The sequence below is a fragment of the Mesorhizobium sp. M1409 genome (assembly GCF_040317535.1).
GTDB lineage: Bacteria > Pseudomonadota > Alphaproteobacteria > Rhizobiales > Rhizobiaceae > Mesorhizobium.
Map to the genome: position 1 here is coordinate 68,012 of NZ_JAMYKV010000005.1, position 13,877 is coordinate 81,888.

15 protein-coding genes are annotated in these 13,877 nt (G+C 62.7%); 6 read left to right on the forward strand and 9 right to left on the reverse strand.

The annotated features are described in order from the left end of the window. The first annotated feature begins 102 nt into the window (after positions 1-102). Together NKG99_RS06130 and NKG99_RS06135 are read left to right on the forward strand one after the other, a co-directional pair. On the forward strand, positions 103-678 hold the full coding sequence (locus NKG99_RS06130) for a TMEM175 family protein (RefSeq protein WP_352865281.1): 576 nt from the start codon (positions 103-105) through the stop codon (positions 676-678). Positions 679-783: 105 nt separating this feature from the next. Continuing rightward, positions 784-1,212 (forward strand): SgcJ/EcaC family oxidoreductase, encoded by a 429-nt coding sequence (locus NKG99_RS06135; protein ID WP_352865283.1) that lies wholly within the window; start codon positions 784-786, stop codon positions 1,210-1,212. Between the two features lie 76 nt (positions 1,213-1,288). Here NKG99_RS06135 and NKG99_RS06140 read toward each other — a convergent pair whose 3' ends face one another. Beyond that, the gene (locus NKG99_RS06140; protein ID WP_352633593.1) at positions 1,289-1,570 is read right to left on the reverse strand and encodes a hypothetical protein; all 282 of its coding nucleotides are present in this window, start codon (positions 1,568-1,570) and stop codon (positions 1,289-1,291) included. A 155-nt stretch (positions 1,571-1,725) separates the two neighbouring features. On the opposite strand from NKG99_RS06140, the gene NKG99_RS06145 reads away from it, so the two are divergent. Further along, positions 1,726-2,592 (forward strand): SDR family NAD(P)-dependent oxidoreductase, encoded by an 867-nt coding sequence (locus tag NKG99_RS06145; RefSeq protein ID WP_352865285.1) that lies wholly within the window; start codon positions 1,726-1,728, stop codon positions 2,590-2,592. Positions 2,593-2,595: 3 nt separating this feature from the next. On the opposite strand, the gene NKG99_RS06150 is transcribed toward NKG99_RS06145, so the two are convergent. The 3 genes from NKG99_RS06150 to NKG99_RS06160 all read right to left on the reverse strand — a co-directional run bounded on the left by NKG99_RS06150 (position 2,596) and on the right by NKG99_RS06160 (position 4,538). After that, positions 2,596-3,021, reverse strand: a complete 426-nt coding sequence (locus tag NKG99_RS06150) for a low affinity iron permease family protein (protein WP_352865287.1) — start codon at positions 3,019-3,021, stop codon at positions 2,596-2,598. A gap of 271 nt (positions 3,022-3,292) precedes the next feature. Beyond that, positions 3,293-3,934 carry a transferase hexapeptide repeat family protein gene (locus NKG99_RS06155; RefSeq protein ID WP_352865289.1) on the reverse strand — a complete coding sequence of 214 codons (642 nt, stop codon included), beginning with the start codon at positions 3,932-3,934 and terminating at the stop codon, positions 3,293-3,295. 85 nt (positions 3,935-4,019) lie between these two features. Next, complete coding sequence (locus NKG99_RS06160; protein WP_352865292.1) at positions 4,020-4,538, reverse strand: CreA family protein; 519 nt, start codon at positions 4,536-4,538, stop codon at positions 4,020-4,022. A 221-nt stretch (positions 4,539-4,759) separates the two neighbouring features. On the opposite strand from NKG99_RS06160, the gene NKG99_RS06165 reads away from it, so the two are divergent. The 3 genes from NKG99_RS06165 to NKG99_RS06175 all read left to right on the forward strand — a co-directional run bounded on the left by NKG99_RS06165 (position 4,760) and on the right by NKG99_RS06175 (position 8,277). After that, positions 4,760-5,338 (forward strand): SCO family protein, encoded by a 579-nt coding sequence (locus NKG99_RS06165; RefSeq protein ID WP_352865294.1) that lies wholly within the window; start codon positions 4,760-4,762, stop codon positions 5,336-5,338. An 89-nt stretch (positions 5,339-5,427) separates the two neighbouring features. Beyond that, on the forward strand, positions 5,428-6,300 hold the full coding sequence (locus NKG99_RS06170) for a 50S ribosomal protein L11 methyltransferase (protein WP_352865296.1): 873 nt from the start codon (positions 5,428-5,430) through the stop codon (positions 6,298-6,300). Between the two features lie 132 nt (positions 6,301-6,432). Beyond that, entirely contained in the window at positions 6,433-8,277 is a 1,845-nt protein-coding gene (locus NKG99_RS06175) for an aminopeptidase P family protein (RefSeq protein WP_352865298.1), read from the forward strand. Here NKG99_RS06175 and NKG99_RS06180 read toward each other — a convergent pair. The 5 genes from NKG99_RS06180 to ligA all read right to left on the reverse strand — a co-directional run bounded on the left by NKG99_RS06180 (position 8,267) and on the right by ligA (position 13,786). Then, on the reverse strand, positions 8,267-9,163 hold the full coding sequence (locus NKG99_RS06180) for a LysR family transcriptional regulator (RefSeq protein ID WP_352865300.1): 897 nt from the start codon (positions 9,161-9,163) through the stop codon (positions 8,267-8,269). The genes NKG99_RS06175 and NKG99_RS06180 overlap by 11 nt on opposite strands. A 356-nt stretch (positions 9,164-9,519) precedes the next feature. Then, on the reverse strand, positions 9,520-9,816 hold the full coding sequence (locus NKG99_RS06185; protein WP_352865302.1) for an AzlD family protein: 297 nt from the start codon (positions 9,814-9,816) through the stop codon (positions 9,520-9,522). After that, positions 9,813-10,541, reverse strand: a complete 729-nt coding sequence (locus NKG99_RS06190; RefSeq protein WP_352865304.1) for an AzlC family ABC transporter permease — start codon at positions 10,539-10,541, stop codon at positions 9,813-9,815. The genes NKG99_RS06185 and NKG99_RS06190 overlap by 4 nt, the downstream gene beginning before the upstream one ends. A gap of 339 nt (positions 10,542-10,880) precedes the next feature. Further along, positions 10,881-11,585, reverse strand: coding sequence for a DUF2461 domain-containing protein (locus NKG99_RS06195; protein WP_352865306.1), 705 nt, complete (start codon positions 11,583-11,585; stop codon positions 10,881-10,883). Next, entirely contained in the window at positions 11,582-13,786 is a 2,205-nt protein-coding gene (ligA, locus tag NKG99_RS06200; protein WP_352865307.1) for an NAD-dependent DNA ligase LigA, read from the reverse strand. The genes NKG99_RS06195 and ligA overlap by 4 nt, the downstream gene beginning before the upstream one ends. Between the last annotated feature and the right edge of the window lie 91 nt (positions 13,787-13,877).

A 13,877-nucleotide genomic window follows, 5' to 3' on the forward strand; every position in this document is an offset into this window, starting at 1 on the left:
GTGGGCGTTGCCGGAGCGACAAGCTCGTTGTTGAGCACTCAATTCGAGAGATGGCGTCTTTGGATTTCGTACCGTAACCTGTGCCGGCAGAAGGGAGGATTTATGGGCAAAAACCGGGTCGAGGCGTTCACCGATGGCGTCGTGGCCATCATCATCACCATCATGGTGCTTGAGCTGAAAGTGCCGCATGGCGAGGATGTCTCCGCCTTGGTGCCATTGTGGCCGGTCTTCTTTAGCTACGTGCTGTCCTTCATCAATGTCGGCATCTACTGGAACAACCTGCACAACATGTTCCACACCGTGCAGCGCGTCGACGGCCGCGTGCTGTGGGCGAACCTCAATCTGCTGTTCTGGCTGTCGCTGATGCCGGTGACGACAGCCTTCATGGGCGAGAACCACTTTGCGCCAGTGCCGGTCGCCGTCTATGGCGCCGACCTCGCACTATGCGCCATCGCCTATGCGATACTGGCCGCCGCGTTGCATCGCCTGCACGGCAATGACACCGCCTTTGCCAAGGCCCTGGGCAACGATCGCAAGGGAAAGATCTCGCTGGCTATCTACATCGCAGCCGTCGCGCTGACCTTCGTCAGCCAGTGGATCGGCGTCGCGCTGTACGTGCTGGTCGCAACGGTATGGCTCGTGCCGGATACGCGTTTTGCGCGAGTGCTCGAAAAATAGCCGCTATTGCGGTAGTGTCTCGGTTTGAAATTTGACCTTGCCGCTGTCGCATCCGGCCCCCGACTCCTATACGCTTAGCGGAAAGTATCTAGGAGACGCAGGGTCATGGGCGTGACGACTAGCAAGCCTGAGCATGTCGCTACCGCTTTTGCGAACGCTTGGAACCGGCATGATATGGATGAGTTTGCATCTCTGTTCGCTCCTGATGCCAATTTCGTCAACGTCGTAGGTATTTGGTGGAAGAACCGATCCGAAATCGAAGCGGCGCACCGAGCCACCCATGACACCATGTTTCGGGATAGCCGATTGGAAGGCGATGTCTCGTCGGTCGTGGAATTGGCTCCGGGGCTTGCTTCCGTTCATTACACTTGGACCCTAACGGGAGCATCTGCCCCGGACGGGTCCCCGGCAGGGCTCAGGAAAGGCATATTGCTTCTGATTGCCCAAGAAGGGCCGTCGGGATGGCGTATCAAGGTGGCTCAGAACACTGATATTGTTCCTGGCGCAATCGCCCCAGCCGGCTCGAAAAGCTAACTCATGCCAACCTAGCCAAAGGCAAGAAGCGCGCCGCCATGACGCCAGAGCGGCGCGCCTGGACTGAGAAACCACCCTACTTTCGCATCGCTTTCAGTTTTTCCGCCACCGACGCGGCAAGGTCGGCATAGCGCTCCTCCAGCCGTTCCGCCGCCTTGATAATCGAGAAATCATGGCCAAACTTTTCCAGCGCCATGCGCAGTTTCTCGACGAACTCTGCTTGTTTCTCCAAAGCGGAAAACAGCGTCTTCACCTGCGCTTCGCTGATGTCGGGGTTGGCCAGCATCTGCGGCACCTCGCGACCCATCTGATCGCCGATGGCGGTCTGTTCCTTCAGAATTGCGACCCAGTCCGTCAATCAGGAAATCTCCATTTTGCCCCGGCAAAAGTCTCCTTTTGCCGGGGGCAACATGCGCAGCCTCTACCGGACTGGTCAACCCGACAAGGCGAGCAGAGGCTTGCGCAAGCCCGTTCGGGCGCTAAGTTCGACGCCATCGAAAGAAGGACCCAGCCATGACCACCGACGCCGAGATCCAGACCGTCCTGCCCGCGCTTGGCCGGGGCAACGCCGCCGTCATCACCGGCGCCGCCAGCGGCATCGGTCTTGCGGCCGCCAAGCGGCTTGCATCGATGGGCATGAAGATCGTGTTGGCCGACATTGGCGGCGCGCGCCTTGACGACGCCTCGCGCGCCGTCGCCGCGATTGCCGGCGACGATGCCGTGCTTGCCGTTGCCGCCGACGTTTCGAAGGCGGATGAGGTGGACCGCCTCGCCGAAAGGGCGTTCGGCGCCTTCGGCGATGTGTCGCTGCTGATGAACAATGCCGGCGTCGGCGACAATCCCGGAAAGCCCTGGGAAAACCGCGATGCCTGGAAACGGCTGCTGGACATCAATTTCTGGGGCATCGTGCATGGCGTCGAAGCCTTCGCGCCGCGTATGCTGGCCTCGGCCAAGCCGGGCCTGATCGTCAACACCGGCTCCAAGCAAGGCATCACCACGCCGCCCGGCAACCTCGCCTACAATGTCTCCAAGGCCGCGGTGAAGACCTACACCGAAGGCCTGGCGCATGCACTACGCAACGAAGCCGGCGCCCATGTCGCAGCCCATCTGCTGATCCCCGGCTTCACCTTTACCGGCCTGACCGAAGGCGCGACGGAAAAACCGGCCGGCGCCTGGACCGGCGGACAGGTCGTTGATTTCATGCTGGAATCCCTGACCAGGGGCGATTTCTACATCTTGTGCCCGGACAATGAGGCGGCGCGGCCGTTGGATGAAAAGCGCATGGCCTGGGCGATCGGCGACATCATCGAAAACCGCCCTGCTTTGTCGCGCTGGCATCCGGACTACAAGGAGCCTTTCGCGGCGTTCATGAAAGGCTGATCTTCAGGCCGCGTGCTTTTTCGGCCCGCGCTTCTGCGCCACGGCCTTCTTGGCGGCCATGGCGGCGATATTCTCGTCATGCCGCTTCGCCGCACGCTCGCATTTTTCGCGGATCTCCTCGACTTCGGATTCGGTCAGGTGTTCGATGCCGATGAAGTGGTTTTGGCCCTTGCCGACCCGGATCAGTTCGTCGAGCTTGGCCTGGATCGCCGCGCCGTCGCGGTTCTGGGTGTTCTGGATGAGAAACACCATCAGGAAGGTGATGATGGTTGTGCCGGTATTGATCACCAGTTGCCAGGTATCCGAAAAGCCGAAGAACGGACCTGTCACTGCCCAGACGACGACGATCAGGCAGCAGACGGCAAATGTCAGCGGCAGGCCGGTTACATGGGCGACCCAGTTGGCTATCTTGGTGAAAAGCTTTTCCATCTATCCAAATTCCTCAATGCCGCGGCGCGATGAGAAACAACCGGCGACCGCTCCAGGTTCCCGGCGCAAACAAATACGTCAGCTACAATTGAATACACGCATGGGGAGAATAGAGCGAAAAACACGCTTTATGGGTTTAATGTCACAGTAACCGTGCAGGCAAGAGTGCCTGTTCCCTTCCGCTTCACAGCGGTTTACCTCCAGCCCCTTCCGCTGCGCCACCCCCGCATGGCGGAAGGGGTTTCAGCCCGGAAACGCAGCCCGCTTCAGGTCAGCTGACGTCGTTTTCCCAGCGATCGAGGAAGGCTCCGATCGGCATTGCCTGCATGTCGGGAACCGCTCTGGCGAGCTTTTCGACCGGCCAGTCCCACCAGGCGAGACGCTCGATGCGTGCCGCGACAGTGGCCGGGAACCGTGGCCTGAGGGGTCTGGCGGGCACGCCTGCGACGATCGTGTAGGACGGCACGTCCTGTGTCACCACCGCATTGGCGCCGATCACCGCGCCATTGCCGATCGTGATCCCGGGCATGATCACCGCGCCGTGGCCAATCCAGACATCGTGGCCGATGGTCACCGCTTTCGCCTGCCGCCGCGCGCGGAATTCGGCGTCGACGCCCAGCCAGCGAAAATACTCGTTCGGCCGATAGCTGACCTTGTGCTGGGTCAGCCGCTCGATGGGGTGCTCCAGCGCATTGATGCGGCTGTTGGCGGCGATCGAACAGAATTTGCCTATCGTCGTGTAGATCGCTTCGCAGTGGCGTTCGAAATAGGAGAAGTCGCCGACAGTGACCTCGCGCAGCACCGCCCGCTCACCGATCGAGGCATAGCGGCCGAGCTTGCACGCCTTCAGATCCGCGGTCGGATGGATGCGCGGCTCGGAGTCCTTCGGGACGAGATTTTCGGAACGGTCCATGCCGGCGGCTTTACGTCAGAGCGATTGGTCCCGCAAGCGGGACCAATCGTCCGTCATGCCGGTTCCGCGAAGGAGTTCGACCCGCCTATTTCGGCTTGCCGTTGCTCCACACCACGTTCTGGCCGTAGAGCGGCACGGTGGTGACCGACATTTTGGCCGAGCCGTTCTGCACCTGGCGCGAATGCGAGAGATAGATCAGCGTCTCGTTGGCCTTGTCGTAGATGCGGTTCACCACCTGCTTCTTCCAGATCAGGCTGATGCCTTGCTTGAACACTTCCTCGCCACTCTCGCTCGTGTCGATGTCGCCGATGCTGATCGGGCCGGTCTGGCGGCACGAGATCGAGGAATCGGAAGGGTCCTCGAACCAGTTGCCCTTGTGCAGGCGGTCGATGATGCCTCGGTCGAAATAGGAGACGTGGCAGGTCACGCCCTCCACCTTCGGATCCTTGATCGCCTCGACGATGATGTCGTTGCCGAGCCAGTCGACGCCGACCTTGCCGACTTCCTCGGCTACGGCGGCACCAGCGCCAAGGACAACGCACGCGGCCAACGCGCAGCCGATCAGTTTTCGCCCAATCAGTCGTCGCCCAGTCAGTCGTCGCAAACTAGCCTCCTGCGGTTCGAGTTGCCGGTCTCAGGTGGGGCGAAGAGCACGGCATTGCAAGCGGCGGCACCGGATGAAACCGCCGCATCCGCCATGGCCGGTTGCGTCAACGCGGCACCTTTGCGTGTACCCGGTCAAACCGCTAAGACTGTTCGCCGAACCAAAGGCTTGCCTGTGGCCTTGGCCGGCACGCCGAAGAAATTGCAAGACGGACCTTATTGATGATGCGTTCTATCCTGGTCGGCATTCTCGTCCTGATGGCGGCTGGCATCGGCTGGCTGACCTTCGACTGGTACCGCGGCCACTATGGCGGCGAACCTTTCGGCGCCGCCTTTACGCTGGTCGACCAGAAGGGCGCGCCGATCACCGAGGCTGCCTTCAGGGGCCAGCCCAGCGTCGTCTTCTTCGGCTTCACCCATTGCCCCGAGGTCTGCCCGACCACGCTGTTCGAGCTGGCCGGCTGGCTGAAGACGCTCGGCGACGACGGCAAGAACCTGCACGCCTATTTCGTCTCGGTCGATCCGGAGCGCGACACGCCCGATGTCATGAACGCCTATGTCAGCAATTTCTCCGACCGGATCACCGGCATCACAGGCGATCCGGATAAGGTCCATGCGATGGCCAAGTCGTTCGGCATCTACTGGAAGAAGGTCGACACCGGCGACGGCGACTACACGATGGATCACACCGCCTCGGTGCTGCTGCTCAACGCCAAGGGTGACTTTGCCGGCACCATCGCCTATGGCGAAAGTTCGGAAACGGCCGTCGCCAAACTGAAGCGGCTGGCGGCGAAAAGCTAGAGCTTGATCCCGAAAAGCGGGACCCGGTTTTCTCGGACAAACGGAAACCTCGTTTGTCCTGAGATCATGCTCAAAAAGAAACACATTTCATGACCCAGACGCGCCTCTATTTCACCACCGGAAAGACCGAATCCGTCAGCATTTTCGCAGCGCTCGAAGCGGCTTTCGAGGATGAAGGCCTGCCGATCGCCCTGCTGGAGGTCGACGAGGACAAGGACATCCACGAAGTGTCGCTCTACGCCGATGACGACGTCGATGCGGTCGAGACCCGCTTGAAGGACATCCTTGCAGGGCTTTCCCTGTCGAAGCCGATCGAGCGCGAGAGCCTGCCCGACATCGACTGGGTGGCGCGCTCGCTGGAGGGGCTGAAGCCGGTGCGCGCCGGCCGTTTCTTCGTCCACGGCGCGCATGACCGCAGAAAACGCCACAGCGGCGAACTCGCCATCGAGATCGAGGCCGGCCTCGCCTTCGGCACCGGCCATCACGGCACCACGGCCGGCTGCCTGGAAATGCTGGAAAAGGTGGTGCGGCGCGAACGCCCGCGTAACGCGCTCGACCTCGGCACGGGTAGTGCCGTGCTGGCCATTGCCGTCGCCAGGCTGGCGCATATTCCAGTGCTGGCAACCGATATCGATCCGGTGGCGGTGTGGGTGGCCGCCGCCAATGCGCGGCTCAACCACGTCAAGGCGTTGGTGGAAACAGTGACCGCGCCGGGCTTTCACCACCCGATCTTCGGCAAGCGCGCGCCTTTCGATCTGATCGTCGCCAACATACTGGCACGGCCGCTCATGCGGCTGGCGCCGCAAATGGCCGATCACATCGCCCTCGGCGGCTCGATCGTGCTGTCAGGCATCCTCGAGCGCCAGCGCGACGCCGTCGTCTCGGCCTATGTCGGCCAGAACTTCCGCCATGTCAGAACCTTGCACCGCGAAGGCTGGGTGACGATCCACCTCAAACGTTGAAGCCGAGAACGAGCTTGGACCAAGGCCCGGCGGTTGTCAGTCAATTGATGCCGTAGCAATTTGCCGTTGCCGGAAATCGATTCCGGTTTTCGCGACCGTACGCTACGGTTGTGCTGACTGCAGGAGGCAACCATGTTCCAGACCTTCGATTCCGCGGGCGACCCGGCCGTCGGCAAACCGCGCGTGGCGCTACTGCGCCAATGGCTGGCTGCCAACGGACTGGATGGCTTCATCGTGCCTCGCGCCGACGAGCATCAGGGTGAATATGTCGCGGACCGTTCGGCGCGGCTGAAATGGCTGACCGGCTTCAGCGGTTCGGCCGGCGTCGCCATCGTCCTGCGCGACCGCGCCTTCGTCTTTGTCGACGGGCGCTACACGCTGCAGGTGCGGGGCGAGGTCGATCTCGACGTCTTTTCGATCGAAAGCCTGGTCGACAACCCGCCCGCCGTCTGGCTCAAGGACAACATCGGCAAGGGCGCGCGGCTCGGCTTTGATCCATGGCTCCACACGATCAGCGAGGTCAAGGCGCTGCAGGCCTCTGCCGACAAGTCGGGCGCGGTGCTGGTGCCGCTCGACAGGAATCCGATCGACATCATCTGGAAGGATCAGCCCGACGCGCCGGTGGCGCCTGTCGAGCTTCACCCAATCGGCTTTGCCGGCGAACTCGCCAAGGACAAGCTGGCGCGGCTGGCAGCCGCCATTGGCAAGGACGGCGGCACCCATGCGGTGCTCACCGACCCCTCCTCCATCGCCTGGGCCTTCAACATCCGTGGCGGCGACGTGCCGCACACGCCGCTGGCGCTCGGCTTCGCCATCCTCGCCGCCGACGGGTCGCACCAGCTTTTCATGGACAGGCGCAAGTTCTCGCGCCAGGTCGCGGCTTATCTCACTCAACTCGCCGAACCGCATGAGCCCGGTGAATTCGAAGCGGCGATCGTGACCCTCGCCAAGGGCGGCTCGAAAATCGCGCTCGACCCAGTGCTGGCGGCCGACAGGCTGCGCATGCTGGTGGAGAGCAACGGCGGCACGGTGGTTGCGGCGCCCGACCCCGCCCGCATCCCGCGCGCCACCAAGAACCAGGCCGAGATCAACGGCTCGCGCGCCGCGCATCGCCGCGACGGCGCCGCCGTGGCGAAGCTTTTGTGCTGGCTGGAGCGGCAAAAACCTGGCTCGCTCGACGAAATATCGGTCGTCGCCAGGCTGGAGGAGTCGCGCCGGCGGACAGGCGAGGAAACGCAGATGCCGCTGCGCGACGTCTCCTTCGACACCATTTCCGGCGCCGGCCCGAACGGCGCCATCATGCATTACCGCGTGTCGCGCGCCACCAGCCGCAAGCTGCAGGCCGGCGAACTGTTCCTGCTTGATTCCGGCGCGCAGTATCAGGATGGCACCACCGACATCACGCGCACCGTGCCGATCGGCCAGCCGACCGAGGAGATGCGCGAGCGCTTCACACTGGTGCTGAAAGGCATGATCGGCATTTCGACGCTGCGCTTTCCCGCCGGCACGCGCGGTTCGGAAATCGATGCCGTCGCCCGCATGGCGCTATGGAAGCACGGCTGCGACTTCGCCCACGGCACCGGCCATGGCGTCGGCTCGTATCTGGCGGTGCATGAAGGGCCGCAGCGCATTGCCCGCACCGGCACCGAAAAGCTGCTCGAAGGCATGATGCTGTCCAACGAGCCCGGCTACTACAAGGAAGGCGCCTACGGCATCCGCATCGAGAACCTCATCCTGGTGACGCCGGCGGAGGAGATCGAGGGCGGCGACATCGCCATGCACGGCTTCGAGACATTGACGCTGGCGCCGATCGACACCCGCTTGGTGCGCACCGATCTCCTGACGCGTGACGAACTGCACTGGCTCGACACATACCATGCCCGCGTGCTGGCCGAGATTGGGCCGATGCTCGATGGCGAAACGCTGGCCTGGCTAGGAAAGGCCACCGCGCCATTGCCGCACGATCTCAAGCAATAGTCGCGGCGGCAACCTTGCTCGGTATTGGGGAGCCTTGCTCCACAAGCAGCTCCCGCAAAGCCTGGACATTGGGAGAGCCTGCTCCCTTGCGCCAAAACAATACCGTCAGGGCACTGTCCTCGTCCGAAGGCAGTTCATGCTCCTGCAGCCTGCCACTTTCAGGGAAGCCCTTGAGCACGCTTTTTGGCATCAGCGCTATGCCCATGCCGGCCGCCACGCAACCGAGCATCGCATGATATGAACCAAGCTCGACGATTTGCTCGGCCATGAAGCCTCGGCGCGCATACCATTCTTCCAGCCGCCTGCGATGTGGACAGCCATGCTCGAAGGCTATCATGGTTTTGGGCATGTCGCTGCGGTCCTCGATCGAACCGCGCGATGCCGCCGAGACAATGACCAACTCCTCGCGAAATGCAGCCTGCTTCTCGAAGGGAGCGTCTGCGATCGGCTCGGCCGCGAGCGCGGCGTCGAGTTCGCCGGCGAGCATGGCGGCCGCGAGAACCTGCGGGTTGCCGGTGCGCAGTTGGATCTCCACCTCGGGATAGCGAGCGTGGTACTCGGCGAGCAGGCCAGGAAGCCGAGCCGCGGCGGTGCTCTCCATAGCGCCAAGCCGCAGCTTACCGCGTGGGCGCGGATCGAGGACCGCCGTTCGCGCTTCCTCGGCAAGCGCCAGCAACCGGTCCGCGTAGACAATCAACCTTTGGCCGGCGGCCGAAACCTGCAGCCGCTTGCCTTCGCGGATAAAGAGCCGCACGCCCAGATCCTCTTCAAGCTGCCGGATGCGAGTGGTCACGTTGGACTGCACGCGAAACAGCTTTTCCGCCGCCTTGGTGATACCGCCCTCGCGCACCACCATGCGAAAGATGCGAAGGTCGGTCAAATCCATCCATCTCTCCCGGAGAATAAAATGATCTTAATAATTCATTTTATCTGATGATCAACGGCGCGTAAACCGCCTGTTATTGACGCCGATTCGGGCGGTCAAACACGGGAGATGGAAATGTCACCTGAACCTGCCGGCCGCTGGCCGATCGATCTTGGCGCATTGACTCCGATGCAGCGCAACGCCCTTTACACCGACGTTGTGCGTCGCGCCCATCAGGAGAGATCGGAGGCAATTCGGCTGAGCGCGGTGTGGATCGCTTCGATTTTCAAGAAGCGCCTGACAGGAATTATTGCCTCGATCATTACGCGTGTCGGCGCTGGGTCCGTGAGCATACATGGACTGACTGGGACAAAAAGTCAGCCGGCGAACTGCCTGGCAACGATCAACGCCGCCGCCCCGGCCAAGAACATCGCCATCAGCCCTCCGCGCAGTGACACGACTGATGTGACGACCAATGCCGCCCATTCCGCCGGTCCGGCGTTCAGCAGCTCGGGCGCCACCAGTGTCGTCAGCACCGCCGCCGGCACGGCATTGAGCCCTGCCTCGACGCGCGGATGGATGGTGTCGAAACGGGAGATGACCAGATGCCCGCCGACCCGGGTGAGATAGGTGGCGATCGCACCGGCGATGATGATCCAGAATGTCGTGCTCATGGCCGTGCCTTCACGCCGCTGTGGTGGGGTGGCAGGATAACAGCCAGCAGCACACCGGCAATCGCGCCGATCGAGACATGCCAGGGCGAGCCCACCGTCTTGTAGGCGATGATCGAGGCGGCACCGCTGGCAATGACCACCGGCAGCCACAGCGGCCGCTTGCGGAAGCCCAGCACAAGACCAAGAAAATAGATCGGCAGCAGGAAATCGATGCCCAGCGCATGCGTGTCGGGGATAAGCTTGCCGAACACCGCGCCGAGCGCGCTTTCGACGATCCAGAACAGATAGACCGGCAGGCCGAGCCCTAGATACCAGGCAAAGCCGACCGTCTGGCCGGATTGCGCCCGCGCCTCGGCCACCGCGAATTGGGGGTCGGTGAGGATGAAATAGCCGAGCGCCTGCTGGATGACAGGCCAGTGCGCGATGCGCCGGCCAATGCCGGCGGAATAGAGCACATGACGAAAATTGACGGCGAAGATCGACAGCACGACCAGCCACGGCGCCACATGCTGGCCGAACAGCTGGATGCCGACCATCTGGCTGGCGCCGCCATAGACCAGCGCGCTCATCAGGAAGGCTTCCAGGACTGAGAAGCCGTTGTCGACGGCGAGTGCGCCGAACAGCACCGCGAACGGCGCCGACGCCACAACGACAGGCATCGAGAGCCGCACGCCTTGCCAGAAATCGCTGCTCACGGAATTCGCGGTCAAAGTCTCAGCCGACATGTCACATTCCTAACGTCGCGCCGGTATTTAGGGGTGCGCGGTTGAAAAGTCAGACGAATTCGCTTGAGCCAACAAATCAGCGAAACTGATATGTCCTGGATCGAGCAAGGCCGCGATACGCGCCCTTCGGGATCCCCTGATTCAGTTGGCTCCCTGGAGGCGCACATGCCTGTACTTCATCGGCTGCGCAGGATGACGCCAGGGCCCGAAACGCAAAACCCGCCTCTGCGGCGGGTCGTTGGCGCAAATCAGCACCATGGTTATATGGATAGCATAACTGCCCTCATAACGCAACCAGGCCGTGCATCGGCCGGCGCCTCGACTTGAAATCCGAAACGGCTACGGGATGGCCGAATGCTCCGAAACCTTGCCCTCGATCGCCCTGCCCCAATCGAGCAGCGGCTTGGCGCGCAAGGTGAAATCGACGAGTTCGTCGACCAGATCAGCCGTATGGATTCCCGCCGGATCGATGACATGCTGGACGACAAAATGCCGGTTGCGGATGGCGGCGACCAGATCTGCATCGCTGATATGCTCGAAGCCGCGTGGCGTGCGCTTCATGCGGCCTTCCGTCTGCAGTTCAAGACGGTTCTTCTTCAACGCCATCACCAGGGCACGAAACCTGTCCGGCCAGGTCGCGATGGCATTGCGCATCGCCAGCAACAGTGCCGGCTCCGGCTGCCACCAGGCAATGTCGGCGAAGCAGCGCTCGAGCCCGATATGCACGTAGAACACCCCCTGCTCCATCTTGGTGCCGTCGGGCGACAGGATGGCCGACAGATGCCGGTTGTAGGGCCGCTTGTCCTTGGCGAAGCGCACGTCGCGATTGATCCGGAAAAGCGACTTCTTGCGGTCGCCGCGCAGGCCGAGGCCTGCCTTCGCGAAGCGCTCGGTCAGCGTGTCGACGAGATCGCCGAAGGGATCGCGCAAATCCTTTTCGAAGAGGTCGCGATTCTCCAGGAACCACTCGCGGCTCTGGTGGAAATCCAGCGCCTTAAGAAACGGAATGGCTTTGGCGCCGAAGCCGGTGAACGATCCAGTCATGCCTTGCCGATCCGCGCCAGCCAGGCGTCCTCGTCGATCACCTCAATGCCGTGTTCGCTGGCGAGCTTCAGCTTGGAGCCGGCACCCGGCCCGGCCACGACAAGATCGGTCTTCGCCGAAACCGAGCCCGCGACCTTGGCGCCGAGGCGCTCCGCCATCGCCTTGGCTTCGGAGCGTGTCATCTTCTCCAGCGAGCCTGTGAACACGATCGTCTTGCCGGCGACCTCGCTGTCGGCAGAGACGTTGACGATATAGGGCTTCGGCTTGACCTGCTTGAGCAGCGCGTCGAGCACGTCGTCATTGCGTTGATTGCCGAAGAAATCGCGCAGCGCATCGATCACCGTGTCGCCGATGCCGTTGACCGATGGGAAAACCGAGTGCGGATCGGCAGCGGCCGCCGTCTCCTTGCCGACGCGGATCAGCTCCTCGATGGTCGAGAAGGTCCGGGCGAGCACCGCGGCCGTCGTTTCGCCGATATGGCGGATGCCGAGCGCGAAGATGAAACGGTCGAGCTCCGGCTCGCGGCGCGAATCGATGGCCGCGAACAGCTTGTCGAGCCCTTCGTAATTGCGATCCTCGACGCTGCGCACATTCCTACGCGTCTTGCCCGATGCGGCCTCGCGCTGCCTGGCCTGCTCCTCGCGGCGCTCGGCCAGTGCCCTGGTGACGGCCGGACGGCGATCCCTGAGCGTGAAGATATCGGCGGCGGTCTTGATCAATCCCGCATTGAAGAAGGTGTCTATGTTCTCCGCCCCCAGGCCTTCGATGTCCAAGGCGCCGCGTGACACGAAGTGGCGCAATCCTTCCACCGCCTGGGCAGGGCAGATCAGTTCGCCGGTACAGCGGCGGCGGGAATCTTCCTTGCCGGTCTTCTCGTTGATCTCGCGCGTCGCCGGCGAGCCGCAGATCGGACAGGTGTGCGGGAACTCGTATGGCACGGCATCGGGCGGCCGCTTGTCGATGACGACGCTGACGATCTGCGGAATGACATCGCCTGCCCGCTGGATCACGACCGTGTCGCCGATGCGCACGTCGATGCCGTCGCGGATCGGCTGGCCGGTGCTGTCCAGGCCCTTGATGTAGTCCTCATTGTGCAGCGTCACGTTCTCGACCACGACACCGCCGACCGTGACCGGAGCCAGCCGCGCAACCGGCGCCAGCGTGCCCGTGCGGCCGACCTGGATATCGATCTTGAGCACCGTCGTCATCGCCTGTTCGGCCGGAAACTTGTGCGCGACGGCCCAGCGCGGCTCGCCGGTGACGAACCCCCATCTGCGCTGCAGCTCCAGCTGGTCGACCTTGTAGACGACGCCGTCGATGTCGTAGCCCAGCGCCGAGCGCTGCTCCTCGATCCGGTGATAATGCGCGATCAGGTCATCGGCCGATTTCGCCCGTACCATCAGAGGACTGACCTTGAATCCCCACTCCGCGAACTTCTGCACCGAATCATACTGGGTCGGGGCCGGATCCGCTGTCGTGTAGCCCCAGGCATAGGCGAAGAATTTGAGGTTGCGGCTGGCGGTAACGGACGGATCCTTCTGGCGCAGCGACCCGGCCGCCGTGTTGCGGGGATTGACGTAGTCCTGGCCGCCGACCGCCGCCGAGCGTTGCTTCAGCGCTTCGAATTCCGCATAGGTCATGTAGACCTCGCCGCGGATCTCGATGATTTCGGGCCAGCCCGAGCCTCTCAGCTTCGAAGGAATGTCGGCGATGGTCCTCAAATTGGCGGTGATATCCTCGCCGACGGCACCGTCGCCGCGCGTCGCACCCTGCACGAACACGCCCTTCTCGTAGCGCAGCGAAGCCGACAGCCCGTCGATCTTCGGCTCGGCCGTGAAGGCGATATCGAGATCCTTGTCGCGGTCGAAGAACCGCCGGCCGCGCTCGATGAAATCGATGACATCCTGGTCGGTATAGGCCTTGGCAAGACTGAGCATCGGCACCGCATGGCGCACCTTGGTAAAGCCTTCCGCAGGTGCCGCACCGACCCTGCGCGACGGCGAATCCTCGCGCACCAGCGCCGGAAAGCGCTCCTCGATGGCGAGATTGCGCCGCGCCAGCGCATCATACTCGGCGTCGGTGATAACAGGCGCGTCTTCGGTATGGTAGCGCCGGTCGTGCTCGGCGATCTGTTCCGCCAGGCGCTTCAGCTCGGCTTCGGCCTCGATTTCGGTCAGGGCATCGACTGGTTTTTCGGACATGATTTGCACCTGGCTGCTGTTGGCCCGGGACAATAGATCAGGATTCGGATGGAAGGGAGCTGAATTCTGACAAAACCACGCTGAAACAGCG

What these genes read in the sequence shown, in the direction of transcription:
- NKG99_RS06145 (WP_352865285.1), top strand. Translation starts at nt 1,726, where the DNA reads ATGACCACCGACGCCGAGATCCAGACCGTCCTGCCCGCGCTTGGCCGG.
- NKG99_RS06155 (WP_352865289.1), bottom strand. Translation starts at nt 3,934, where the DNA reads ATGGACCGTTCCGAAAATCTCGTCCCGAAGGACTCCGAGCCGCGCATC.
- NKG99_RS06165 (WP_352865294.1), top strand. Translation starts at nt 4,760, where the DNA reads ATGATGCGTTCTATCCTGGTCGGCATTCTCGTCCTGATGGCGGCTGGC.
- NKG99_RS06190 (WP_352865304.1), bottom strand. Translation starts at nt 10,541, where the DNA reads ATGTCGGCTGAGACTTTGACCGCGAATTCCGTGAGCAGCGATTTCTGG.
- NKG99_RS06175 (WP_352865298.1), top strand. Translation starts at nt 6,433, where the DNA reads ATGTTCCAGACCTTCGATTCCGCGGGCGACCCGGCCGTCGGCAAACCG.
- NKG99_RS06195 (WP_352865306.1), bottom strand. Translation starts at nt 11,585, where the DNA reads ATGACTGGATCGTTCACCGGCTTCGGCGCCAAAGCCATTCCGTTTCTT.
- ligA (WP_352865307.1), bottom strand. Translation starts at nt 13,786, where the DNA reads ATGTCCGAAAAACCAGTCGATGCCCTGACCGAAATCGAGGCCGAAGCC.
- NKG99_RS06185 (WP_352865302.1), bottom strand. Translation starts at nt 9,816, where the DNA reads ATGAGCACGACATTCTGGATCATCATCGCCGGTGCGATCGCCACCTAT.
- NKG99_RS06170 (WP_352865296.1), top strand. Translation starts at nt 5,428, where the DNA reads ATGACCCAGACGCGCCTCTATTTCACCACCGGAAAGACCGAATCCGTC.
- NKG99_RS06180 (WP_352865300.1), bottom strand. Translation starts at nt 9,163, where the DNA reads ATGGATTTGACCGACCTTCGCATCTTTCGCATGGTGGTGCGCGAGGGC.
- NKG99_RS06135 (WP_352865283.1), top strand. Translation starts at nt 784, where the DNA reads ATGGGCGTGACGACTAGCAAGCCTGAGCATGTCGCTACCGCTTTTGCG.
- NKG99_RS06130 (WP_352865281.1), top strand. Translation starts at nt 103, where the DNA reads ATGGGCAAAAACCGGGTCGAGGCGTTCACCGATGGCGTCGTGGCCATC.
- NKG99_RS06150 (WP_352865287.1), bottom strand. Translation starts at nt 3,021, where the DNA reads ATGGAAAAGCTTTTCACCAAGATAGCCAACTGGGTCGCCCATGTAACC.